General features: G+C 66.3%; 22 protein-coding genes. 9 read left to right on the plus strand and 13 right to left on the minus strand.

The features are described 5' to 3' along the window. Window positions 1-94 precede the first annotated feature (94 nt). The 4 genes from L0976_RS04085 to L0976_RS04100 are packed head-to-tail and all read left to right on the plus strand — an operon-like array spanning window position 95 to window position 3,917. Window positions 95-1,120, plus strand: a complete 1,026-nt coding sequence (locus L0976_RS04085; protein WP_234186248.1) for a sulfate ABC transporter substrate-binding protein — start codon at window positions 95-97, stop codon at window positions 1,118-1,120. Between the two features lie 5 nt (window positions 1,121-1,125). Then, complete coding sequence (gene cysT / locus L0976_RS04090) at window positions 1,126-1,989, plus strand: sulfate ABC transporter permease subunit CysT (protein ID WP_234186249.1); 864 nt, start codon at window positions 1,126-1,128, stop codon at window positions 1,987-1,989. Then, window positions 1,979-2,839 (plus strand): sulfate ABC transporter permease subunit CysW, encoded by an 861-nt coding sequence (gene cysW / locus L0976_RS04095; protein WP_203316266.1) that lies wholly within the window; start codon window positions 1,979-1,981, stop codon window positions 2,837-2,839. Before cysT ends, cysW begins: the two co-directional genes overlap by 11 nt. A gap of 19 nt (window positions 2,840-2,858) precedes the next feature. Continuing rightward, on the plus strand, window positions 2,859-3,917 hold the full coding sequence (locus L0976_RS04100; RefSeq protein WP_234186250.1) for a sulfate/molybdate ABC transporter ATP-binding protein: 1,059 nt from the start codon (window positions 2,859-2,861) through the stop codon (window positions 3,915-3,917). A 24-nt stretch (window positions 3,918-3,941) separates the two neighbouring features. Here L0976_RS04100 and L0976_RS04105 read toward each other — a convergent pair whose 3' ends face one another. From L0976_RS04105 to L0976_RS04130, 6 genes are all read right to left on the minus strand, one after another. After that, window positions 3,942-4,661: an aspartate/glutamate racemase family protein gene (locus L0976_RS04105; protein WP_234186251.1), complete on the minus strand. Its 720-nt coding sequence runs from the start codon at window positions 4,659-4,661 to the stop codon at window positions 3,942-3,944. Between the two features lies 1 nt (window position 4,662). Continuing rightward, window positions 4,663-5,385, minus strand: coding sequence for an ABC transporter ATP-binding protein (locus L0976_RS04110; protein ID WP_234186252.1), 723 nt, complete (start codon window positions 5,383-5,385; stop codon window positions 4,663-4,665). A 3-nt stretch (window positions 5,386-5,388) separates the two neighbouring features. Then, complete coding sequence (locus L0976_RS04115; protein ID WP_203316262.1) at window positions 5,389-6,171, minus strand: ABC transporter ATP-binding protein; 783 nt, start codon at window positions 6,169-6,171, stop codon at window positions 5,389-5,391. Beyond that, window positions 6,168-7,139, minus strand: a complete 972-nt coding sequence (locus L0976_RS04120; RefSeq protein ID WP_234186253.1) for a branched-chain amino acid ABC transporter permease — start codon at window positions 7,137-7,139, stop codon at window positions 6,168-6,170. The genes L0976_RS04115 and L0976_RS04120 overlap by 4 nt, the downstream gene beginning before the upstream one ends. Window positions 7,140-7,143: 4 nt before the next feature. Continuing rightward, window positions 7,144-8,013, minus strand: a complete 870-nt coding sequence (locus L0976_RS04125; RefSeq protein ID WP_203316260.1) for a branched-chain amino acid ABC transporter permease — start codon at window positions 8,011-8,013, stop codon at window positions 7,144-7,146. A gap of 90 nt (window positions 8,014-8,103) precedes the next feature. Continuing rightward, window positions 8,104-9,291 carry an ABC transporter substrate-binding protein gene (locus L0976_RS04130; protein WP_234186254.1) on the minus strand — a complete coding sequence of 396 codons (1,188 nt, stop codon included), beginning with the start codon at window positions 9,289-9,291 and terminating at the stop codon, window positions 8,104-8,106. 233 nt (window positions 9,292-9,524) lie between these two features. Here L0976_RS04130 and L0976_RS04135 point away from each other — a divergent pair, with 233 nt between their 5' ends. Next, window positions 9,525-10,229, plus strand: coding sequence for a GntR family transcriptional regulator (locus L0976_RS04135; protein WP_234186255.1), 705 nt, complete (start codon window positions 9,525-9,527; stop codon window positions 10,227-10,229). A 98-nt stretch (window positions 10,230-10,327) separates the two neighbouring features. Here the strand turns inward: L0976_RS04135 and treY are convergent, their stop codons facing one another. From treY to treZ, 3 genes are all read right to left on the minus strand, one after another. Then, window positions 10,328-12,949, minus strand: coding sequence for a malto-oligosyltrehalose synthase (gene treY / locus L0976_RS04140; protein ID WP_234186256.1), 2,622 nt, complete (start codon window positions 12,947-12,949; stop codon window positions 10,328-10,330). A 67-nt stretch (window positions 12,950-13,016) separates the two neighbouring features. Next, window positions 13,017-13,388, minus strand: coding sequence for a CBS domain-containing protein (locus tag L0976_RS04145; protein ID WP_234186257.1), 372 nt, complete (start codon window positions 13,386-13,388; stop codon window positions 13,017-13,019). Window positions 13,389-13,446: 58 nt separating this feature from the next. Then, window positions 13,447-15,228, minus strand: a complete 1,782-nt coding sequence (treZ, locus tag L0976_RS04150; protein ID WP_234186258.1) for a malto-oligosyltrehalose trehalohydrolase — start codon at window positions 15,226-15,228, stop codon at window positions 13,447-13,449. A gap of 181 nt (window positions 15,229-15,409) precedes the next feature. Between treZ and glgX the strand changes: the two genes are divergently transcribed. After that, entirely contained in the window at window positions 15,410-17,494 is a 2,085-nt protein-coding gene (gene glgX / locus L0976_RS04155; RefSeq protein ID WP_234186259.1) for a glycogen debranching protein GlgX, read from the plus strand. Continuing rightward, a complete protein-coding gene (locus L0976_RS04160) occupies window positions 17,380-18,558 on the plus strand; it encodes a DNA topoisomerase IB (RefSeq protein WP_370643573.1) in 1,179 nt (392 codons plus the stop codon). The genes glgX and L0976_RS04160 overlap by 115 nt, the downstream gene beginning before the upstream one ends. A 5-nt stretch (window positions 18,559-18,563) precedes the next feature. Here L0976_RS04160 and L0976_RS04165 read toward each other — a convergent pair whose 3' ends face one another. From L0976_RS04165 to L0976_RS04175, 3 genes are read right to left on the minus strand one after another with little or no spacing between them, the layout of a single operon-like run. Continuing rightward, window positions 18,564-18,821, minus strand: a complete 258-nt coding sequence (locus L0976_RS04165) for a DUF982 domain-containing protein (protein WP_203319818.1) — start codon at window positions 18,819-18,821, stop codon at window positions 18,564-18,566. A gap of 2 nt (window positions 18,822-18,823) precedes the next feature. Beyond that, window positions 18,824-19,213, minus strand: a complete 390-nt coding sequence (locus tag L0976_RS04170) for a CBS domain-containing protein (RefSeq protein WP_234186261.1) — start codon at window positions 19,211-19,213, stop codon at window positions 18,824-18,826. 16 nt (window positions 19,214-19,229) lie between these two features. Next, window positions 19,230-19,445, minus strand: a complete 216-nt coding sequence (locus L0976_RS04175; protein ID WP_234186262.1) for a hypothetical protein — start codon at window positions 19,443-19,445, stop codon at window positions 19,230-19,232. A gap of 126 nt (window positions 19,446-19,571) precedes the next feature. Here L0976_RS04175 and L0976_RS04180 point away from each other — a divergent pair, with 126 nt between their 5' ends. Both L0976_RS04180 and L0976_RS04185 read left to right on the plus strand, forming a co-directional pair. Beyond that, entirely contained in the window at window positions 19,572-20,354 is a 783-nt protein-coding gene (locus L0976_RS04180) for an SDR family NAD(P)-dependent oxidoreductase (protein WP_234186263.1), read from the plus strand. Between the two features lie 67 nt (window positions 20,355-20,421). Further along, entirely contained in the window at window positions 20,422-21,933 is a 1,512-nt protein-coding gene (locus tag L0976_RS04185; RefSeq protein WP_234186264.1) for a malonyl-CoA synthase, read from the plus strand. On the opposite strand, the gene L0976_RS04190 is transcribed toward L0976_RS04185, so the two are convergent. Beyond that, window positions 21,930-22,817, minus strand: coding sequence for a LysR family transcriptional regulator (locus tag L0976_RS04190; protein ID WP_234186265.1), 888 nt, complete (start codon window positions 22,815-22,817; stop codon window positions 21,930-21,932). The two genes, L0976_RS04185 and L0976_RS04190, sit on opposite strands and share 4 nt — an antisense overlap. Window positions 22,818-22,857: the final 40 nt, after the last annotated feature.

Genomic DNA, 22,857 nt, shown 5'->3' on the forward strand with positions numbered 1-22,857 from the left:
TTATGAAACCGGTTTTGCGAATTTTCCGAGCATTGTTGACTAAGTCTACTAAATCCCTAGGCTTTTATTCGAGGCAGAGACCAGGAGGTTGGAGATGTCGACGTTTATGAAGAGGGCCGGGGTTTTAGCCCTCAGTCTGGGGCTCGTGTTCGGCGGGGTGACGGGAGCGGTGGCGCAGACCACGCTGCTCAACGTCTCCTACGACCCGACGCGCGAGCTCTACAAGGATTACAATTCTGCCTTCGCGGCACACTGGAAGGCCGAGACCGGCGAGGACGTGACGATCCAGCAGTCGCATGGCGGCTCCGGCAAGCAGGCCCGCGCGGTGATCGACGGGCTGGAGGCCGACGTGGTGACGCTGGCGCTCGAAAGCGACATAAACGCCATCGTGGAAAAGACGGGCAAGATCGCCAAGGACTGGCGCTCGCGCCTGCCGAACAATTCCGCGCCCTATACCTCGACCATTGTCTTTCTGGTGCGCAAGGGCAACCCGAAGGGCATCCATAACTGGGGCGACCTCGTGAAGGGCGACGTGCAGATCGTCACCCCGAACCCGAAGACCTCGGGCGGCGCGCGCTGGAACTACCTTGCGGCCTGGGCCTGGGCGAACGAGGAATTTTCCGGCGACCAGGACAAGATCAAGGCCTATATCGCCGAGCTCTTCAAGCGGGCGCCGGTGCTCGATACGGGCGCGCGCGGTTCGCTGACCACCTTCGCCCAGCGCCAGATCGGCGACGTGCTGCTCGCATGGGAAAACGAGGCCTATCTCGCGGGCGCCGAGTTCGGCGCGGACTCCTTCGATATCGTCGCCCCGCCGATCTCGATCCTCGCCGAGCCGCCGGTCGCCGTGGTCGACGGCAATGTCGACGCCAAGGGCACGCGCAAGCAGGCGGAAGCCTATCTCGAATATCTCTACTCGGAAGAGGGCCAGAACATCGCGGCCAAGCACTTCTACCGCCCGTCGAAGCGCGAGGTGGTGAAACCCGAGTTGCTGCAACAGCTTCCCGACATTAAGCTGGTGACGATCGACGACCCAATCTTCGGCGGCTGGGCAAAGGCACAGCCCGAGCATTTCGGCGACGGCGGTGTCTTCGACCAGATCTACAAGCCGGGGAACTGAGCAACTTGACGACTTCTGCTGCCGCTTCGGTGCGGTGGCGACTGAGACAGCCAAGCGTCATTCCGGGCTTCGGACTGACGCTTGGCTTTTCGCTCGCCTACCTCACGCTCATCATCCTGATTCCGCTCGCCGGCCTCGTCTGGCGTTCCGCATCGCTGTCGGGCGGGGAGTTCCTCGCCATCCTCGCCGACCAGCGCACGCTGAATGCGCTCAGGATCTCCTTCGGCACGGCCTTCGTCGCCGCGCTGATCAATGTCGTCTTCGGCGTCATCGTCGCCTGGGTGATCGTGCGCTACGAGTTTCCCGGCCGGCGCATCGTCGATGCGGTCGTCGACCTTCCCTTCGCCCTGCCGACGGCCGTTGCCGGCATCGCGCTTGCCGCGCTCTATGCGCCGAACGGCTGGATCGGCCAGGTGCTGAACGTCTTCGGCATCAAGGCCGCCTTCAACCCGACCGGCATCGTCATCGCGCTCGTCTTCATCGGCCTGCCCTTCGTGGTGCGCACCGTGCAGCCCGTCATGGAGGAGATCGACAGGGAGGTCGAGGAAGCGGCGGCGACGCTTGGCGCCAACCGGTTCCAGACGGTCTTCCGCGTGCTTCTTCCGGGGCTCTCGCCGGCCATCCTGACGGGTTTCGCGCTCGCCTTCGCCCGCGGCGTCGGCGAATACGGCTCGGTCATCTTCATCGCCGGCAACATTCCCTACGTCTCCGAGATCGCGCCGCTCCTCATCGTCATCCGGCTGGAGGAATTCAACTACGGCGCGGCGACGGCCATCGCGACGATCATGCTGGGGCTGTCCTTCGCCATGCTGCTCGTCATCAACCTGATCCAGGCCTGGAGCCGCAGGAGGTACGGTCATGGCGCATGAAACCCGACGCCTGCGCTCGCCGACGACAGAAACGCCCGTCGCGCGCTATACGCTGATGGCACTCGCCTTCCTGTTCCTGGCGCTCTTCCTCCTGCTGCCGCTGGTCGCGGTCTTCATCGAGGCCTTCCGCAAGGGAGCGGCGGAGTTCCTCGCTGCCTTTGGCGATCCGGACACGCTGGCCGCCATCCGCCTCACGCTGCTGGTCGCCGGCATCGCGGTGCCGCTCAACCTCATCTTCGGCGTGGCGGCGGCCTGGGCCATCGCCAAGTTCGAGTTCAAGGGCAAGGCGTTCCTGACGACCCTGATCGACCTTCCCTTCTCGGTCTCCCCGGTGATTTCCGGCCTCGTCTATGTCCTGCTCTTCGGCGCCGGCAGCGTGCTCGGGCCTTGGCTGAAGAGCCATGGCATCGAGATCCTCTTCGCCGTGCCGGGAATCGTGCTTGCGACAGTCTTTGTGACCTTTCCCTTCGTCGCGCGCGAACTCATCCCGCTGATGCAGGAACAGGGCACGGGCGACGAGGAGGCGGCGCTGTCGCTCGGGGCATCCGGCTGGCAGGCCTTCTGGTACGTGACGCTGCCCAACATCAAGTGGGGGCTGCTCTACGGCGTGCTGCTCTGCAATGCGCGCGCCATGGGCGAGTTCGGGGCCGTCTCCGTGGTGTCCGGCCATATCCGCGGCCTTACCAACACCATGCCGCTGCATGTCGAGATCCTCTACAACGAGTACAATTTCGTCGCCGCCTTCGCGGTGGCCTCGCTGCTCGCCGCGCTCGCGCTCGTCACGCTGGTCGTCAAGACCGTTCTCGAACTTCACTACGGCGCGGAAATTGCCGCCGGCCGCAAGCATTGAATTGAAAGGCACGCCCGCAATGGACGTCAGTGTAAGAAACATCCGCAAGGAATTCGATCGATACCCGGCGCTGAACGATGTCTCGCTCGACATCCGCTCGGGCGAGCTGATCGCCTTGCTCGGCCCGTCGGGATCCGGCAAGACGACGCTGCTGCGCCTCATTGCCGGCCTCGAGCAGCCGACGCTCGGCAGCATCCACTTCGGCACGGAGGATGCCTCGCACAAGACCGTGCAGGAACGCCATGTCGGCTTCGTCTTCCAGCACTACGCGCTGTTCCGCCACATGACGGTGGCCGACAACATCGCCTTCGGCCTGACTGTGCGCCCGCGCGGCCAGCGTCCGCCCAAGGCGGAAATCCGCCGGCGGGTCGGCGAGCTGCTCGACATGGTGCAGCTCTCGGGCCTCGAAAAGCGCTATCCGAGCCAGCTTTCCGGCGGCCAGCGCCAGCGCGTGGCGCTTGCCCGCGCGATGGCGATCGAACCCAAGGTGCTGCTGCTCGACGAGCCCTTCGGCGCGCTCGACGCCAAGGTGCGAAAGGAGCTGCGCCGCTGGCTGCGCGAGTTCCACGACCGCACCGGCCACACGACCGTCTTCGTCACGCATGACCAGGAAGAGGCGCTGGAGCTGGCCGACCGCGTCGTCGTCATGAGCCAGGGCAAGATTGAGCAGGTCGGCTCGTCCGACGATGTCTACGACCGGCCGAACTCGCCCTTCGTCTTCTCCTTCATCGGCGACAGCGCCAGCCTGCCCGTGACCGTGGACGCGGACGACATCCGCTTCCAGGCAGCGGCCTTCGGCATCGCCCCGCATGCCGGCGATGTCGCCGCCGGCGCCGGCACGCTGTTCTTCCGGCCGCAGGATGTGGTGCTCGTGTCCGACCCGCAGGCGCCTGCCCTCGAAGGCCGCATCGCCACGACCCGGCGCCTCGCCGGAACCCGCATCGCCGACATCGACATCGGCGGGTCCGGCGCTTCGCATCACGTCGAGATCGAGATTCCGCTCGATGCGCAGGCGGCCAACGGCGCGACTCTGCGCTTCAGGCCGACGCGATGGAAGCTGTTCGGCGGCGAGGTCTAGGGGCCGTCCGGTGGGGGCGCGCGCTTATGCGTTGCGGAAGATGCTTTCGAGCTTTGCCGGCGGCGGCGGCGCGTAGCCGCCGAGGCGCGAGGTGCGCATGTTGAGGCCGGCCATGGCCTCGGCGAGCTTCACCGCGCAGGACACGCCGTCGAGCACCGGCAGGCCGTGTTCCCGCGCGAGATCGGCGGCAAGGCCCGCCATGCCGGCACAGCCGAGCACGATGGCCTCCGCGCGGTCCTCGCTGACGGCAAGGCCGATCTCGGCGCTGATCTTCTGCCGGGCATTGGAACCGGGCTTCTCCAGTTCCAGCACGGCGACATCGGAGGCGCGCACGCGCGCACAGCGCGCGTCGAGGCCGTAGCGGGCAAGGTTGTGCTCCAGCGCGGGTACGGAACGGGCGAGCGTGGTGACGACCGAGAACTTGTTCGAGATCATCGAGGCGAAATGATAGGCCGCCTCGCCGATGCCGATCACCGGCCGGTCGGTGAGGCAGCGCGCCGCGTCGAGGCCGGTGTCGTCGAAGCAGGCAATGACGACGGCGTCGCAATCCGGGTTGCGGCGGATCGTGTCGAGCAGGCCGGCAAGGCTCATTGCCTCGTCGAAATAGCCTTCGATGGAGACGGGGCCGTGCGCCGGGTTGACGGCGGTAATCTGCGTGCCGGGAGAGGCGGCGGCGCGCGCCGCCTTCCCGATGTGGTCCGTCATCGATGCAGTCGTGTTGGGGTTGATGACGAGGATTTTCATGTCAGAGTTCGCCTCCGAGGTAGGCAGCCTTGATGCGGTCGTCGTTCATCAGTTCCTTCGAATTGCCTGACAGCGCGATCGACCCGGTGGAAAGCGCGTAGGCGCGGTTGGAGATGGAGAGCGCCATGCGGCTGTTCTGCTCGACGAGGAGGATGGAGACATTCTCGTCGCGGCTGATGGCGACGATGGCGCGGGCGATGTCCTGCACGATCTTCGGCGCGATGCCGAGCGACGGCTCGTCGAGAAGCAGGAGTTTCGGGCGGGCCATGAGGGCACGGCCGATCACCATCATCTGCTGCTCGCCGCCCGACATGGTGCTCGCCTGCTGGTGATAGCGTTCCTTCAGGCGCGGGAAGCGCGTCAGCACGTTCTCTAGCGTCTGCTCGATCTCCGCCTTGTCGGTGCGGGTGAAGGCGCCCATCAGCAGGTTGTCCTTCACCGACATCAGCGGGAAGGCGCGGCGGCCCTCCGGCACCATGGAGATGCCCCGGCGGACGATCTCGGCGGCGGGCGTGCCGTCGAGCTTTTCGCCCTGGTAGGTGATCCGGCCGGACTTGATCGGCCGGAGCCCCGTGATCGCCCGCAGGATCGAGGACTTGCCCGCGCCGTTCGCGCCGATCAGCGCGACGGTCTCGCCTTCGCCCACGTCGATCGAGACGCCTTTCAGCGCATAGATGTGGTCGTAGTAGAGTTCAACATTTTCAACGCTCAATATGTTCGTCATGGCTTACATCCCGATCGCGGCATCTTCAGAGCCGAGATAGGCCTCGATGACCTTCTCGTCCTCCCGGATTTCCTGGGGCGTGCCTTCGGCGATCTTCTGGCCGAAGTTGATGCACACGATGCGGTCGCTGATTTTCATCACCGCCGGCATGTCGTGCTCGACGAGCAGGACCGTGACGCCGCGCTCGTCGCGAAGCCGGCGCACGAGGCCCACCATCTTCATCGTCTCGTCGTGGTTCATGCCGGCGAAGGGTTCGTCGAGCAGGATGACCTTGGGGTCGGTGGCAAGGCCGATGGCCATGCCGAGCGCGCGAAGGTGGCCCTGCGGCAAGCTGGAGGCGAGTGCGTTGCGGATCGCCTGCAGGCCGAGGAAGTCGACGATGTCGTCGGCCGATGCGGCGAAGGCCGCCTCGTCCTCGCGCGCCTGCCTGGTGCCGAGGAAGAAGCCGAGGAGGCTCGCCTTCGAGCGCAGGTGATGCGAGACGATGATGTTCTCGCGCACCGTCATGGAGCGGAAGATCGTCGTTTCCTGGAAGGTGCGCACGACCCCCATGCGCGCCACCACGTGCGGCGCGAGGCTGGAAATGCGGCTCCCCTTGAACAGCACCTCCCCTGTCGTTGCCGGCACGAAGGAGGAGATCAGCTTGAAGAGCGTCGACTTTCCGGCGCCGTTCGGGCCGATCACCGAGAGGATCTCGCCTTCCTTCACGTCGAAGGACACGTCGTTGACCGCCGTCAGGCCGCCGTAGCGCTTGGTGACGTTCTTGATTTGCAGGATGGGGGTCATGCGCGGCCCTCCTTCTTGTCGAGCAGGCTCAGGACGCCGTTCGGCAGGACCAGCATGAGCAGGATCATGACGCCGGAGTAGATGAGGAGCTGGTATTCCCTGGCGATCGACAGCAGGTCCCAGCCGAAATAGAGCAGGAGCGTGCCGAGCATCGGGCCGAAGACGTATCCGAGGCCGCCGAGGAAGCAGTAGAGCATGAAGTTCACGCTGTCGGCGACCACGAAGGAGGACGGATAGATCGACTGCGAGATGGAGGCGAACATGGCGCCCGCGATGCCGCCGAAGAACGAGGAGATCGCATAGGCGAGCACCCTGAGATAGGCGGTGTTGACGCCGATCGAGGCCGAAAGCTCCTCGTTCTGCTGGAGGCTGCGGCACAGGTGCCCGAGCCGCGAGTTCACGATGCGCCACAGCACGAGATAGGTGACGACCATCAGCGCGGCGGCCATCATGTAGAAGCCGAAGCGCGGATTGGAGAGCGATCCGAAGGCCGGGATGACGGTGAGGCCAAAGAGCGAGAGCTCGCCCGGCAGCGGGATCGAGGTGATGCCCTTCGCGCCGTTGGTAATCGGCAGGGCAAGGGCGGAGAGGCGTGCGACCTCCGTCAGTACCAGCGTCACCATGGCGAAGTAGACGCCGCGCAGGCGCAGGATCGGCAGGCCGATCAGCACCGAGATGAAGGCGCAGAAGAGGCCGGCCAGCGGCAGGGTCAGCCAGAAGGAGACGCCGGCCTGCGTGACGAGGATGGCCGAGACGTAGCCGCCTACCAGCGCATAGGCGCCCTGGCCGATATTGATGCGGCCGATATAGAAGGTGAGCCAGACGCCGGCGGCGCCGACGGACAGCAGCGCAACCGAGGTCAGCGTGTAGAAGAAGTCCCAGCGCCCGGTCGCGCGGATGAACAGCGGCACCAGCACGAAGACGGCGACGAGGAAGACGGCGAAGCCGAGAAGTTTCTTAGCGGTCATGGTCTTAACCCCACGGCTTGCCCATCAGCCCCTGCGGGCGGACGGCCAGGAACACCATCAGCGTGGCGAAGATGACGAGATAGGTGATGTCGCCATAGGCGGAGAGCACGGTCAGGCCGACGCTCTCCATCATGCCGAGGATGAAGCCGCCGGCGATCGCGCCGGAGATCACGCCCGCCCCGCCGATCATGATCATCAGGAAGGCCTTGATCGAGGTCGGGCCTCCCATGCCGAGATTGACGCCGGTGATGGTGACGAGAAGGCCGCCGACGAGGCCGGCGAGCATGGCGCCGAGCGCAAAGCCCAGCATCGAATAGCGCGAGACGTCGACGCCCATCAGCTGGGCCGCCATGCGGTCCTGCGCGAGCGCCCGCATGGCGCGGCCGGCACGGGAATAGTTCATGAAGCCGATGAAGGCGACGATCAGCAGGATCGCGAGGACGCCGATCAGGATGCGGTCATAGGGCATGATGATGCGCATGTCCCAGTTGAACACGCCGTTGACGACCTTCGGCACGCCGCGCTGCTTTTCGCCGAACAGGAGCAGGATGACGGCGTCGAGGAAGAAGGCGATGCCGGCGGCGAGCAGCATGGTCGATTCATCGCGCTTCGACCGCCGCACGACGGGGGCGAAGAGGAATTTCTCGATGGCGGCGCCCAGGATCGCGAGGATCGCCGCCGAGGCGAGGAGGCCGACGATGAAGGGCAGGCCGAACTGGACGACGACCGTGTAGGTGACGAAGCCGCCGAAGACGTACATCTGCCCGTGGGCGAAGTTCAGCACGTTCATCAGCGAGAAGATCAGCGTCAGCCCCAGGGCGATCAACGCATATTGCGCACCAAGGTAGAGACCGTTGGCGATTATCTGTTCCATCGTGAGCCTCCAATGGAAGGTTCAGGCAAAGAGGGGCCCGGCCGGACCTTGCGCGGTCCGGGCCCCGTTGCGGTATGCCTCAGGCTCCGATCAGTCGACCTGGCCGACGAACAGCGTCTCGAACTTGCCGCCCTTGTACTCGTTGACGACGAGCGGGACGGAGACCTGACGCTTCTGGCCGAAGGAGGTCATGCCGACATATTTCAGCTTGGCGTCGCCCTTCATGAAGGGGTTCGGCGCCTCGAACGTGTCCATGGTCTTCTTGTATTCATCGACGTTGTCGATGGCCGCCGGGTTCGCCTTCAGCGTCTCGATGATGTATTCGAGCGCATAGACCTTGGTGTTGGACTCGTCGTTGTATTCGCCGAACATCTTGGTGTAGCGCTCGACGAATTCCTTCATCGTGTCGCTGGCGAGTTCCGGCGTGGAGGCGCCGCCGACCGAGATGAAGCCTTCGGCAAGGTCGCCGGCGCCTTCCTGGAGCACGGCGGCGTCCTGCGCCGTTTCCGTCGAGATGAGGCCGGTATAGCCGAGCTCGCGCGCCGAGCGGATGAGTTGCGGGGCGTTGGCCGGCGAGACGCCCGAAAGCACCAGAAGGTCGGGCGCGGCCTGGATGACCGGCAGCAGCACCGGCGTGAAGTCGGTCGTGTCCACCTGGTAGGTCACGTTGCCGGAAACCACCTCGAGGCCGAGCGCCTGGGCGGCGGCAATGCCGGATTCACGCTGGCTCAGCGGGTCCGATTCGTTGGCGGCGACGAAGGCGGCCTTCTTCACGCCCTTGTTTTCCATGAGGTATTTGTAGATGGCCGGACCCGACTGGTAGTTTGCCACCATGCCGAGGATCGCGTTGGACGCCGGCGGGGTGAACAGCGCCTTCGGGAAGGAATAGGGGAAATACATGATGCCGTTCTGCTCGGCGACCGGGCGGACTGCGGCGGCGCCGTCGTCGACGTTCGGGCCGACGACATAGTGGATGCCATCCTGCGCCATCTTCTCCATGCCGGCGATGGCGCGCTTGGGGTCCTTCTGGTCGTCGAAGGGCACGATCTGGATATTGTAGGTCTTGTCGCCGATCTTGACGCCGCCGAGCTCGTTCAGCCAAGCTGCACGCGCCTCCATCGAGCGCTGGTTGGAAATGCCCCAGGCCGCCGCCGGGCCGGAGGTGACGCCGACGAAGCCCACCTTCAACGTGGCGTTCTCGGCATGGGCGAGCAGCGGCAGCGACAGGACGGTCGCGGCTGCGAGGGCGGAAAACTTCAGGAATGAGCGCTTGTGCATGATGTTCTTCCTCTGGGGCCATTGATCTTTATGAGTATGGGCGCACGGACCGCGAGAGGCGGCCGCGATGGGCCTTGGCGAGGGTATTGAGCGTATTGTTAACGATCTTGTCAAGTGGTGTGAACAACGCCAACATTGCCGTGTCGACGAAATAGGCGCTTGTTGGTCAACCAGAACGGCCCTATTTAAGGGAACGGTTGAGGCGGGAGACTCGTGTCGAGGTAGATGCGGTGATGGATGTGGCTACGGAAAACCCGGTGGACGCGGAGGAGATCGACGAGAGCGACATCGTCGATCGCATTTTCGAAGCGGTCATCGAGCAGAGATTGCCGCCGGGCACGAAACTCTCCGAATCCGCCCTGTGCGAGGCCTTCGGGGTCGGGCGCATGCGCATCCGCCGCAGTCTCCTGCTGCTGGCCAGCCGTGAGGTCGTGGAACTGCATGCCAACCGCGGCGCCTTCGTCGCCTCGCCGACGGCCGAGCAGGCCCGCGAGGTCTTCGAGGCTCGCCTGGCGCTGGAGCCGAACATCGCGCGCCTCGCCGTGCAGCGCGCGACGGAAGAGGACATCACGGTGCTCAACCGGCACCTTGAGATGGAATATGTCGCGCACAAGGAGCGGCACAGGCACGACGCGATCCGCCTTTCCGGCCAGTTCCACACGCTGATGGCGCAGATCGCCGGCAATGCCGTCCTCATCCGCACCATGAAGGAGCTGGTGACGCGCACATCGCTGATCATCGGCATCTTCGGTGCGCCCGGCGTCAGCAATTGCCGCGACGACGACCACGCCGCGATCGTCGGGGCGTTCCACACCCGCGATGCCGAAAAGGCGGCGTGGATGATGACGCTGCATCTCCGCCATATCGAGAACCACCTGCAACTCGGCGCCAAGACGACCGACAGCGTCGATCTCGTCCAGCTCTTCGCCAGGCCCTAAAGCAATTCCAGCAAAAGTGCGCAGCGGTTTTGCGTCCGAAATTGCGTAGAAACAAAAGGATAGAGCGTTTTCGCGATTCGAAGAAAAGCGGAAATGCCCTAGGCGCTGAGGAGGAGGGCGACGGGCTCGGTCCCGAAGGCGCTCGACAAGGGCAGCGTGTCGCCGAGCGTCAGGGTGCGCCCGTCAAGGAGCGAGCGCATGCTGCGTCCCCGGAAACGCGGTGGAACGGCAAGGGCGATGTCGCGCGTGGCGGCCTCGGCCAGCCGCAGCGCATCCGGTTCGATCTTTCCGAATGTCAGCCGCGGAACCGCTGTAATGGCGAAGGCGTCCGGCGTGCCGCGCAGGAAGGCGAGCGCCTGCCGGCCGCCATCCGAGGCGTCCAGCGGCAGGTAGGGGCCGTCGAAGACATCGGCATGCCGGTTGCGCGCGGCGAGCACGGTTGCGACCAGCCATTGCTTGTAGTGCGGGAAATGCGTTCGCGAAGCGGGCGGCTTTTGCGGCACGTCGAGGGACGCGGTGTCCAACGGCCGCCTGTTGTCGGGATCGACCAGCGAGAAATCGCACCGCTCGCTGCCTTGGTAGATGTCGGGGATCCCGGGGGCGGTCAGCTTGATCAGCGTCTGCGCCAGCGAATTCATCAGCCCGGCCTCGACGAAAGGCGAAAGCGTTTCGGCGAAATCGTCGAGGAAGGCTTCGTGGCCGAGCAGATGGTCCAGGAAGCCGGCCACCTTCTCTTCGTAGTCGAAATCCGACTGGCTCCAGTTCGAGCCGATCTTCGCCTCGCGCAATGCCTTTTCGACATAGGCCCGCATGCGCACGCCGAGCGTCTCCATCGCGGCGCCATCCGCGCACCCGTCAATTGGCCAGGCTCCGGCCAACGACTGGTAGACCTGCCATTCCACGCCCGGCTCGGGCACGGTGCGGCCTTCATGATGGCGGCGAAGGGGAGCGTTGAGCGTCGTCCAGCGCCGCGTTGCCGCGATCCATGCGTCGGGCGCCTCGCTGAGGGCGTAGAGCCTCGCCCGGGCATCCTCGCCGCGCTTGGTGTCGTGTGTCGCGGTGGCCGACAGGCCCTCCGGCAGGGATCGTGCGCGCGCCTGCATGGCGGCGTGGAAGGCGGCGGGGCCGCCGGCGGGCCGGCCGGGATCGCCGCCGACCTCGTTGAGGGCGATGAAGGCGTTCTCGCGATAGAACAGCGTGTCCTCCAGCGCCTTCGCCATGATCGGGCCGCTCAGTTGCTGGAAGCGGATGCGGAATTCAGGGCAGCCGGGCAGGGCGCTGCAGGTCTGGTCGTCGACGAGCAGTTCCCAGATGAAATCGACCGCCTCGCACACCTCCGGACGCATGTCCGTGCGTGCCTGCCGGCGCGCGGCCGCGAGAAGCTGCCGGTCGCGTTCGTCGGCGCCCGACGTCGCGGTCGTATAGGTCCGGTAGACCGGCAGGGCGACGATCATGCCGCAGATCGCCCCGGCGAGCGCGGCGCGGGAGAGACCGGCATCGGTCCGGTCGGCCATGTCCTTTGCCAGCCGGACGATGCGGCGCACTTCGCCTTCGAAGTTCTCCGAAAGCATCTGCCGTTTGCTGGCGTTCCTCTCGTGCGCATAGGTCCCGCGGTGACCCTCGGCCTTGAGGGGGCGGAAGGCCTCGGCAAGCCGCCCGCCTTCCCGTTCGTCGGCGAATGCATCGGCAAGCGAGGCGATGAATTCGTATCCCGTCGCACCCTGGACCGGCCAGTGCGCCGGAAAGGGCTCCTCCTTTTCGAGGATTTTCTCGACGACGATATAGACATCGGGGCCGACGGCGTCGCGCAGTCGCTCCAGATAGGCCCGCGGGTCGGCAAGCCCGTCGACATGGTCGATGCGCAGGCCGTCCACCGTTCCTTCGTGCACGAGGTCGAGGACCAGGCGATGGCTGTCGTCGAAGACGCGCGGGTCTTCGACGCTGAGGCCGGCAAGGCCGGCGATCTCGAAGAAGCGGCGGTAGCTGAGATGGCGGTTCGCCGTCTTCCAGTCCGTGAGTTGCCAGGGCTGTGCGGCGTGGATGGCGGCGAGCCTTTCCGGGTCGGCCGAGATGGCGGCAAGGTGCCTTTCCAGGGCCGCGCGCGTGCCCGGGACGGCGAATGCCGGCGAGAGGACGGCCCGGCCCAGCGGATCGCCCGCTGGATCGGCCTTGAGGGGAAGGTCCCCATGCCCGTCGAATACATCCCGGTAGGTGCGGGGATGCAGCGGGTAGCAGGTGTCGTGATAGCAAAGGGCGAGGGCGTCGTGCCCGGGATCGAGCGCGAGGCGGATGGTGCCTTCCGCCACTTCCTGCGAAAAGTCCTTGCCGAGAAAGGGAAGCGTCAGTCTCTGCGACCAGTCGATGTCGAAATGGCCTGAAAACGGGCTTTCCGCGCCCCACACGACCACGCTGCGCCACCAGGGATTTTCCAGGCTGGCCGCCATGTGGTTCGGCACGATATCGAGGATGAGACCCATGCCACGTCCGTGCAGGTCCTCGGAGAGCGCGCGCAGGCCGTCGAGGCCGCCGAGCGCCGGATCGATCTCGTTGGCGTGCGTCACGTCATAGCCGTGCGTCGAGCCGCCGACGGCGGTCATCAGCGGGGAGGTGTAGAGATGGCTGATGCCGAGCCGCTCGAGGTAGGGGAGCAGGCCACGCGCCCCTCCAAAGTCCATGCCGTTGCGGAACTGGAGGCGATAGGTCGAACGGGGAGGTATCATGGGGCCCTGGAGAAAGCGGGTTTCAGCCGCGCAATAATACATATCCTCCCGATTTGTTCCAAAAGGCTCAAAGACCGTGCCGGGCGAAATCCGAGCGCGATACCACACCCGACAGCCGGCTTTGCCGGTCCAGAACGGCAAGGCGGCGCAGGTGCAGCGACTGCATGTTGGCAAGCACGTCCGCGGCTTCCTCGTCGTCGTAGCAATAGGTGATGTTCGTCGTCATGATGTCGGAGACCCGCGTGGTCTCCGCGTCCAGCCCGGGCGCCACGGCGCGCAGGATGACGTCCCGGTCCGTCAGCGTCCCCACGAGCCCGCTGGCATCGGCGACGGGCAGGAAGGCGACATCCCATTCCGCCATCAGGCTTGCGGCATATTGCAGGGTCTCCTCCGGCCGAACGAGGTGAACGTTGCGCGTCATGATCTCACCGATATGCATGGGAACCTCCCGGTCGAAGGGTTTGCGGGAACAACCGCCAAAAGGCCTGTTGGTTCCGTCATCGACGTCTCCGGTCGACGGCAACGACGATCGCCGGCCCGGTCGTGCTTCCCGGCGAAAGCGAGAAGATGGCATCGCCCGCAACATCCGGCCAGGAATTGCGGCCCCTCGTCAAATTCGCGCGGATGGCGAGCGTTGCGCCCGCAAAGCGCCAGTCGATGGCGAGAATGCCGCTTTCGGCGGGCAGGACGCGCGGTTCGGCGGTGCCGGGAGCGCAGAGCAAGGGCACGATGTGGGCCTGCCGCAACCGGATCAGGTCGCGCACGAGTGCCAAATGCTCCCGGCCGGCGGGGGAATCGGCGCGCGACCAGTCGAGCTTGGAGCGCCGGAACGTCTCCTCGCCGTTGGGGTCGGGCAGATCCTCGACCGACCTGCCTTCCGGCATGCCGCCGAATTTTTCCGCTTCGTCCTTGCGCCCCTGTTTCGTCGCATGCGCCAATTCCCCATCGAAATCGGCGAAGAAATAGAAGGGGCGCTGCTCGCCGTATTCCTCGCCCATGAAGAGCAGGGGGATCGGCGGGGCGAGCAGCAGCAGCGCCGTCATCACGTTGAGGAGCGCGGGGTCGGCGAGGGTCGAAAGCCGCTCGCCGAAGGCGCGGTTGCCGATCTGGTCGTGGTTCTGCAGGAAGTTGACGTTGACCACCGGGGGCAGCGGATCCTGCGGCGCCGGGCCGACCCGATCGTTCGAGATGTCTCTGTGGGCAAAGCCCCGGGCGGTCGATTCACGAAGCGTCCAGTCCGGGTCGGTCGCGAAGGGCGCATAGTGGCCGCCGACCTCGCCCGTCGCGATGACGTGGAGGGCGTGGTGGAACTCGTCGTTCCAGCCCGCCGTATAATGGTGGACGATGCCGCCGTCGCGGTTCAGCAGGCTCTTCCGGCTCATTCCGTCCTCGACGACGAGATGGACCCGGCGATCCGGCACGGCTTGGCGGACCGTCTCGGCCAGTTCGATCAGCACATGCGGCTCGCTCTCGTCGTCGATCTCGTCCGTCGCGTCGAGCCGCAGGCCGTCCAGCCGGTAATCCTCGATCCAGTGCAGCGCGTTGCCGATGAAGTAGCGCCGGACCGCCTCCTCGTCGAAGGCGATGGCGGCGCCCCAGGGCGTATGGCGTTCGGGGTGGAAGAAGCCGGGCGCGACGCGCGGCAGGTTGTTGCCGATCGGGCCGAAGTGATTGTAGACGACGTCGAGCAGCACCATGATGCCGTTGCCATGCGCTGCGTCGACAAGCGCCTTCAGGTCGTCGGGCGTGCCGTAGGCCGTGTGCGGCGCATATTGCAGCACGCCGTCATAGCCCCATCCGCGGCGACCGGCGAAATGGACGACGGGCATGATCTCGATGGCGGTGATGCCGAGATGGCGCAGGTGCGGCAGGCGCCCGATGGCGGCGCGGAAGGTACCCTCGGGCGTGAAGGTGCCGACGTGAAGCTCGTAGACGATCGCTTCTTCCCAAGGTCGTCCCGTCCAGCCGGAATCCTGCCAGGCATAGCTGCCGTGGTCGACGACGATGGACGGTCCTTCGATGCCGTCCCGCTGGGCGTGGGAGGCCGGGTCGGGGATCTCTGTTCCGTCCGTAAGCCGGAACAGGTAGGCGGTGCCTGCCCGCACGTCGTCCGTCTCCACTGCATGCCAGCCGTCGTTTCCGGCCTGCATGGCGATTTCCCTGCCGTCGGCAAGGAGCGTGACAGTGCTTTCGGCGGGTGCCCAGAGATGGAACTGCACCCGGCCATCCTTCAGGACACGCGGTCCCCAGCTCTTTTGCATCGGCGTTGGCTCGCTCATCCGTTTCCTCTCTCGCGATTGCGCGAAAACGAACCGGCCGGCGGCACAATTGTTCCGGAACAATGCCGGGTCTTTCGCGTTGCACCATCGCTTTTTTTCAGCCCCGGCGGAGACGGGCGCGGCGGCTCTGTCCGGGCGTCTCCAACCGGCAGGCCGCAATTCGACCGAAGGGGACGCACAGATGGGGTACTCGTTTTCCGAACTCGACTTCATGAAGCCGGAGCTCGGCGCCGAATTCACCGGCGAGGGCACGCATTTCGCCGTCTTTTCCGCCCATGCCGAGCAGGTGGAGCTTTGTCTCTTCAGCGATGACGGCAAGGAGGAGACGGCGCGGCTGCCGCTGCCCAAGCGCGAGGGCGACGTCTGGTCCGGCTATATTGCCGGCCTGAAGCCCGGAACGGTCTACGGCTACCGCGCCCACGGCCCCTATGAGCCGGATGCCGGCCACCGCTTCAATCCCAACAAGCTGCTGCTCGACCCCTATGCCAAGCAGGTCCTCGGCACGCTCGACTGGAACGATGCGCTTTACGGCTACCGCATCGGGGACCCGCAGGAAGACCTGTCCTTCGACGAGCGCGACAGTGCCCTCTTCATGGTCAAGGGCGTGGTCCAGGACCCGGCCTTCGACTGGGCGGGCGACCAGGCGATCCGCCGTCCCTGGACGGAGACGATCATCTACGAGGCGCATGTGCGCGGCATGACGATGGCCCATCCGGGCGTGCCGGAAGAACTGCGCGGCACCTTCCTCGGCATGGCGAGCGACCCGATCGTCGAGCATCTCGTCGATCTCGGCATTTCCGCCGTCGAGCTGCTGCCGATCCAGTATTTCCCTGACGATCGCTATCTGCTGGAAAAGGGCCTGCGCAACTACTGGGGCTACCAGACGCTCGGCTTCTTCGCGCCGCAGCCGCGCTTCCTGTCGGGTTCGGCCATCACCGAGTTCAAGACCATGGTCAAGCGCTTCCATGCCGCGGGCATCGAGGTGATCATGGACGTGGTCTACAACCACACCGCCGAAGGCTCCGAGCGTGGGCCGACGCTCAGTTTCCGCGGGCTCGACAATCTCAGCTACTATCGCCTGTCGCCCGACGATCTCCGCCACACCTACGATACGACCGGCACGGGCAACACGCTCAACGTCGCCCATCCCATGGTGCTCCGCATGGTGCTCGACAGCCTGCGCTACTGGGTCGGCGCCATGCATGTCGACGGCTTCCGCTTCGACCTTGCCAGCACGCTCGGCCGTACCCGGCATATCGAGTTCGACCGCGAGGGCACGTTCTTCGATGCGATCCGGCAGGATCCGATGCTTTCCGGCGTCAAGCTGATCGCCGAACCGTGGGACGTCGGAGACGGCGGCTACCAGGTCGGCGGCTTCCCCCATCCGTTCCGCGAGTGGAACGACAAGTATCGCGACGACGTGCGCCGCTTCTGGAAAGGGGACGGCGGGCTCGTCCCGGGACTTGCATCCCGGCTGACGGGCTCCGCGCAGCAATTCAACCATTCCGACCGGGGCGCCACCGCATCGGTGAACCTCATCAGCGCCCATGACGGTTTCACCCTCATGGACACGGTCTCCTACGGCGACAAGCACAACGAGGCCAATGGCGAGGAGAACCGCGACGGCCACTCCGACAACCATTCGGACAATATGGGCGCCGAAGGTCCCACCGACGACGGCGGCATCCTATCGGCGCGCTCCCGCCGCCGGCGCAACATGATCGCCACGCTGATGCTGAGCCAGGGCGTGCCGATGCTGCTGGGCGGCGACGAGCTCGGCAACGGCCAGCAGGGCAACAACAACGCCTATTGCCAGGACAACGAGATCGGCTGGACGGACTGGAGCGGCCTCGATGACCCGTTCCTCGATTTCTGCAAGGGCGCGATCGCCTTCCGCAAGGCCCACGCGGCGCTCCGGCAGGAGCGGTTCGCGACCGGCGAGCCGGCGGAGGACGGCACGGTCGAGATCGCCTGGTACAGGCCCGACGGTGCGACCATGGAGGACGCGGACTGGGAGGACGGCGAGCTTCGGATCCTCGGCCTCCTCCTCTCGCGGCCCGCCAATGGCGAGGGGCTCGACCGGCTCTTCCTCGTCTACAATGCGGGCGGGGACTGCGCGGTGGAGCTTCCCGCGGTGAATGGCATCACGGCATGGAAACGGGTGCTGGATACGGGGGCCGAGGAGGGAGCCTTCACGGAACATCCCGCCGAAAGCCCGGCGACGGTCTACGGCGCCAGCGTCGCCGGCTTCGAACCGGCGGAATAGCGTCCAGCATGGCGCCGGAGAACCTCAAGGAGACCGGTCTCGTCTACGTCTCCGACAGCGAGCCCGGAATCCGGCGCCAGCGCGCCGGCCGCAGCTTCTGCTATCGCCTGCCGGACGGTTCGCTGGTGCGGGACGCGGCCCTGAAGGCGCGCATCGCCTCCCTCGGCCTGCCGCCCGCCTACGAGAATGTCTGGATATGCCTTGCGGACAACGGCCATCTCCAGGCGACGGGCTACGATGCGCGCGGGCGCAAGCAGTATCGCTACCATCCCGACTGGCAGTCGCTGAAGAGCGGCGACAAGTTCGACCAGCTCATCGCCTTCGGCCGGGCGCTGCCGAAGCTCCGGCGCGCCGTGCGACGCGATCTCGACGGTGCGCCCGGCGTGATCGACACCATGCTGGCGGCGATCACCGTGCTGCTCGACGAGGCGCATCTTCGCGTCGGCAACCGCGCCTATGCCGAGGAGAACAAGACCTATGGCGCGACGACGCTCCTCAAGCGGCATGTCTCGCTCGCCGACGGGGGCATCGAGTTGCGCTTTACCGCCAAGGGGGGCAAGCGCGTGCGCCGGACGCTGAAAAACCCCCGGCTCCAGCGCCTGCTGGAGGACTGCGCCGACCTGCCGGGCCGCCAGCTTTTCGTCTGGAGGGATGACGGCGATGCGGCCCGGCCGGTCGATTCCGGCCGGCTCAACACCTATCTCGCCGATATTTCCGGCATCGCCGTTTCCGCCAAGACGTTCCGCACCTGGGCCGGCAGCCTCGCTGCCTTCTCCCTCGCGCGCCGCGTGGTAGAGGAGGGCGGCCGGCCGACGATCAAGGGCATGGCGCAGGCGGCGGCCGAGATCCTGCACAACACGCCGGCCATCGCCCGCTCGAGCTATATCCACCCGGATGTCATCGCGCTCGCCGAGGCGCCCGAGGCGTTGCGTCTTGCGCTGCGTCGCCCGCCGCTGGCCGTTGCCGGGCTCAGGGCGGAGGAGGAACGGCTGCTGCGCTTCCTGGAGAGCCGGCGGAACGCCCGCCGGCGCGCGCGCCGGAAAGCCCCGGCTTCTTCGTCGTGAGATCGCTACGTCGTCCAGGAATTCACGCGAAAACCGGCTTCCCTGGCGGCTTCGACGAAGGCCCGGCGGGCAAGGGCGGGATCGTCGTCGCTCGTCAATCCCTGCTCGCAAACGCCCTGCGCCGTTCGCGCGGCGGCGCCGTTCTCGATCGGCCAGTGGTTCTTGAGGCAGAGCAGGGCATCGCGCGTGCTCTGCACGCGAAGCACCTGGCGATCGCCTTCGAGCACGACGGCCTCGTCCCACAGCCGGTCTGTCGCAAAGATGGTCATCGCTCCTCCTCCGTCGGCTTTGCGGTCGGAAGATCGACGATGCCGACGATGCCGACGACCCGGCGCTCGTCGTTCACGACCACCAGGCGGCGCACGCCGAGGTCCCGCATGCGGGCCGCGACCGCTGCCGTCTCGTCGGTCTCGTTGCAGACTTCGGGCGAGACGGTCATGAATTCGGCGATGGTGGTGGAGGTGGAAAGTCCCCGGCCGAGCACCGATACGACGATGTCGCGATCCGTGATGATGCCGACGATGGCGCCGACGCCGGGCACTTCGACCGGCAGTGCGCCGACTTCCGTTTCGAGCATGAGCCGCGCGGCCGACTGGGCGGTGTCACTGGGCGAGACCGTCACGATCTGGGCGGACATCACGTCCTTCACACGCATTTCCCTGCGCTCCTCTTCACAGCCGCCCATTGACGAGGCTGCGGCCGTTGGGCGCGGCGGGCACGGCCACCTCGTCCCGCTCGGGGCGGGCAAGCGGAAGGTCGACCTGATGCGGCACGACGACCTGGGGCTCCCAGGCGTTGCGGCGTTTGCGGGCGTTGCGGAGTTCGGTATCCGGGGTGACGGCGGGTTTGCGGGCAAGCGGCTTCTTCTTCTGGTTTTTCTGGCGCACGTCGGACTCCTGCGAACTGGCTTCGTCTTCCGACCCAACGCGAAGGCTTCGCGTTGGTTCCGAAAAAAGAGGGAACAGAGCCGCTCGCCAGGCATTCCTGCCCGACCCAGGCGTATGGAGGCATGCATGCTCTTTGCAGGAAAGATCGCCCTCGTGACCGGTGCCGGATCAGGCATCGGCAAGGCCACGGCGCTGGCATTCGCGCGCCATGGCGCAAGCGTCGGCGTTCTGAGCCGGACCGCGGAAGAGGTTGAGGCGACAGCAAAGGAGATCCGCGCGCTCGGCGGCTCGGCGCTGCCGCTCGTGGCCGACGTCACGGAGGAAGTGTCCATGCGGGCGGCGGTCGCGCAGCTTGCCGATACCTTCGGTGGGCTCGACATCGTCGTGGCCAATGCCGGCATCAACGGGGTTTGGGCGCCGATCGACGACCTCAAGCCTGAGGAATGGGACGCGACCATCGCCGTCAACCTGCGCGGCACCTATCTGACGCTCCACCTTGCGGTGCCGCATCTGAAGAAGGCGGGCGAGGGAAGCATCGTCGTCGTCTCCTCGATCAACGGCACCCGCACCTTCACGACGCCGGGCGCGACGGCCTATTCCGCCTCCAAGGCGGCACAGGTGGCGATGGTCCAGCAGCTGGCGCTGGAACTCGGCAAGGCCGGAATCCGCGTCAACGCCGTCTGCCCCGGCGCCATCGAGACCGACATCGACGAGAACACCGCGCAGCGCGGCGCACACGAGACGGGCATTCCCGTCCACTGGCCGGAAGGCGACATACCGGTCTCGCAGGGCAAGCCCGGAGCGGCCGACGAGGTGGCCGACGCGATCCTTTTCCTCGCCTCCTCCAAGGCGCGGCATATCACCGGGGTGCCGCTCTGGATCGACGGCGGGCAGGGTCTCCTTCGCTGACGCGTTTGCCTCTGGCGCGATCGCCTCGCCTTGTGACAAGGTGCGGGGAAAATGCAGGAGGAGACCCATGGCCAATCATCTTTTCGACGCGATCCGTGCTGCCGCGACGCCGGAGGCGGTCTTCATCGAAACGGCCGAGGGGCGGCGCTGGACCTATGGCGACATGATCAGGCTTTCCGGGCAGATGGCGGGCGCGCTCCGCCGGCTCGGCGTGGCGCCGGGCGACCGCGTGGCGGTGCAGGTGGAAAAAAGCCCGGAGGCGCTGATGCTCTATCTCGCCTGCCTCAGGGCGGGTGCGGTCTACCTGCCGCTGAACACGGCCTATACGCTGGCGGAACTCGACTATTTCATCGGCGATGCCGAGCCGCGGCTGGTGGTCGTCGATCCGAAGGCCCGCGACGGCGTGGCGGCGATCGCCGAGGCCCATGGGGGGGTCGTCGAGACGCTGGATGCGACGGGCGGGGGGAGCCTCGTGCAAAGGGCCGGCAGCGAGGATGCGGATTTTCCCGACGCCGACCGCGAAGCGGACGATCTAGCCGCCATCCTCTATACATCCGGTACGACCGGCCGTTCCAAGGGCGCGATGCTGACGCACGACAACCTGCTGTCCAACGCCCTGACGCTGCGCGACCACTGGCGCTTCACCAGCGCCGACCGGCTGATCCACGCCCTGCCGATCTTCCACACGCACGGCCTCTTCGTCGCTTCGAACGTGACGCTGCTTTCCGGCGCCTCGATGTATCTCCTGGCGAAGTTCGACGCCGACGAGACGCTGAAGCTGATGGAAAGCGCGACGGTGCTGATGGGCGTGCCGACCTTCTATGTGCGGCTGGTGCAGCATCCGGGCCTGACGCGCGCGGCGACCGCCGGCATGCGGCTCTTCGTGTCCGGTTCCGCGCCGCTGCTCGCCGAAACCCATCGCGGCTTTTCGGAAAAGACCGGCCACGCCATCCTCGAGCGCTACGGCATGACCGAGACCAACATGAACACCTCCAACCCCTATGACGGCGACCGCGTGGCCGGCACGGTCGGCTTCCCGCTGCCCGGCGTTTCGCTGCGCGTCACGGAGCCGGAGACCGGCAAGCCCCTGCCGGACGGCGAGACGGGCATGATCGAGGTGAGAGGCCCGAACGTCTTCAAGGGCTACTGGCGCATGCCGGAAAAGACCGCCGCCGAATTCCGTGCGGACGGTTTCTTCATCACCGGCGACCTCGGCCGGATCGACGGGCGCGGCTATGTGCACATCGTCGGGCGGGGCAAGGACCTCGTGATCTCCGGCGGCTACAACATCTACCCGAAGGAAGTGGAGGCCGAGATCGACGGCATGCCCGGCGTCGTCGAAAGCGCCGTCATCGGCGTGCCGCATCCCGATTTCGGCGAGGGCGTGACGGCGGTCGTGGTGCGGGCGAAGGGTTCGGCGCTGGACGAGAAGGCGGTGCTCGACGGGTTGAAGGACCGGCTGGCGCGCTACAAGCAGCCCAAGCGCGTGCTCTTCGTCGACGACCTGCCGCGCAACACGATGGGCAAGGTGCAGAAGAACGTACTGCGCGAGACCTATGCCGATCTCTATGCAGGCTAGCCGCGCTGGCGGTCGAAATGGCGCTTGAGGATGTCGAGCGCCTCGCCGGCCAGTTCGCCGACAATGCCGTTGCGCTCCCAGGAATAGAGCGAGGCGACGACGGGCGGCTCCGGCCCGAAATCGGGCAGGGACTTCAACCGCCATCCCCTGGTGGCATCGACGGGAAGCAGCGAAAGGCCGAGGCCCGCCTCGACCGCCATCAGCACGTTGCGCAGGCTGGCGGAGGTGAAGGCGACATACCAGCGCCGCCGCTCGCGCTCCAGCCGCTCGAACATGGCGTCGCGGTAGAGCCCGCCCGGCGGAAAGGTGACGAGCGGCACGGGATCGGGCAGGTCGCCCGCCGCATCCTCTGCGCTGAACCAGGTGATGGGTTCCGCGAAGCTCGCCCAGGCGTCGGCGCTCGGCGTGTCCTCCTTCAGCACCACGATGTCGAGCTCGCCTGCGCGGTAGCGGCGGGTCAGGTCGGAGCGCAGGCCCGTCGTGACGTCGAGCCGGACCTCCTTGTGGCGCCGCGTGAAGGTGGCGAAGGCGCGGGCCATTTCGGGCGTGGCGATGTCGTCGGGCATGCCGATCCGCACGGAGGTCGTGCCGGAGGTCTCGGCCAGCAGCGTCAATGCCTCGCTCTGCAGGGCGAGGATGCGGCGGGCGTGGCCGAGCAGGCGCTCGCCCGTCACCGTCAGCCGCACCGGCCGCGCGGCGCGGTCGACGAGGTCGCGCCCGATCGCCTCCTCGAGGCGGGCGATCTGCTGGCTCATGGTGGACTGGGTCATGTGCAGGCGGTCGGCCGCCGCGGTGAAGCTGCCGGAATCGGCAATCGCCACGAAGGCCCGGAGCAGGCGCGGGTCGAGCACGGCATCTCCATCGAAATTCGGAATGATGCTCATCTAAACATCTAATTTGCGCATGATTCAAGCCGGTGGTAGC

Origin of the sequence: Shinella sp. NM-101, from assembly GCF_021401195.1 — a bacterium.
GTDB lineage: Bacteria > Pseudomonadota > Alphaproteobacteria > Rhizobiales > Rhizobiaceae > Shinella.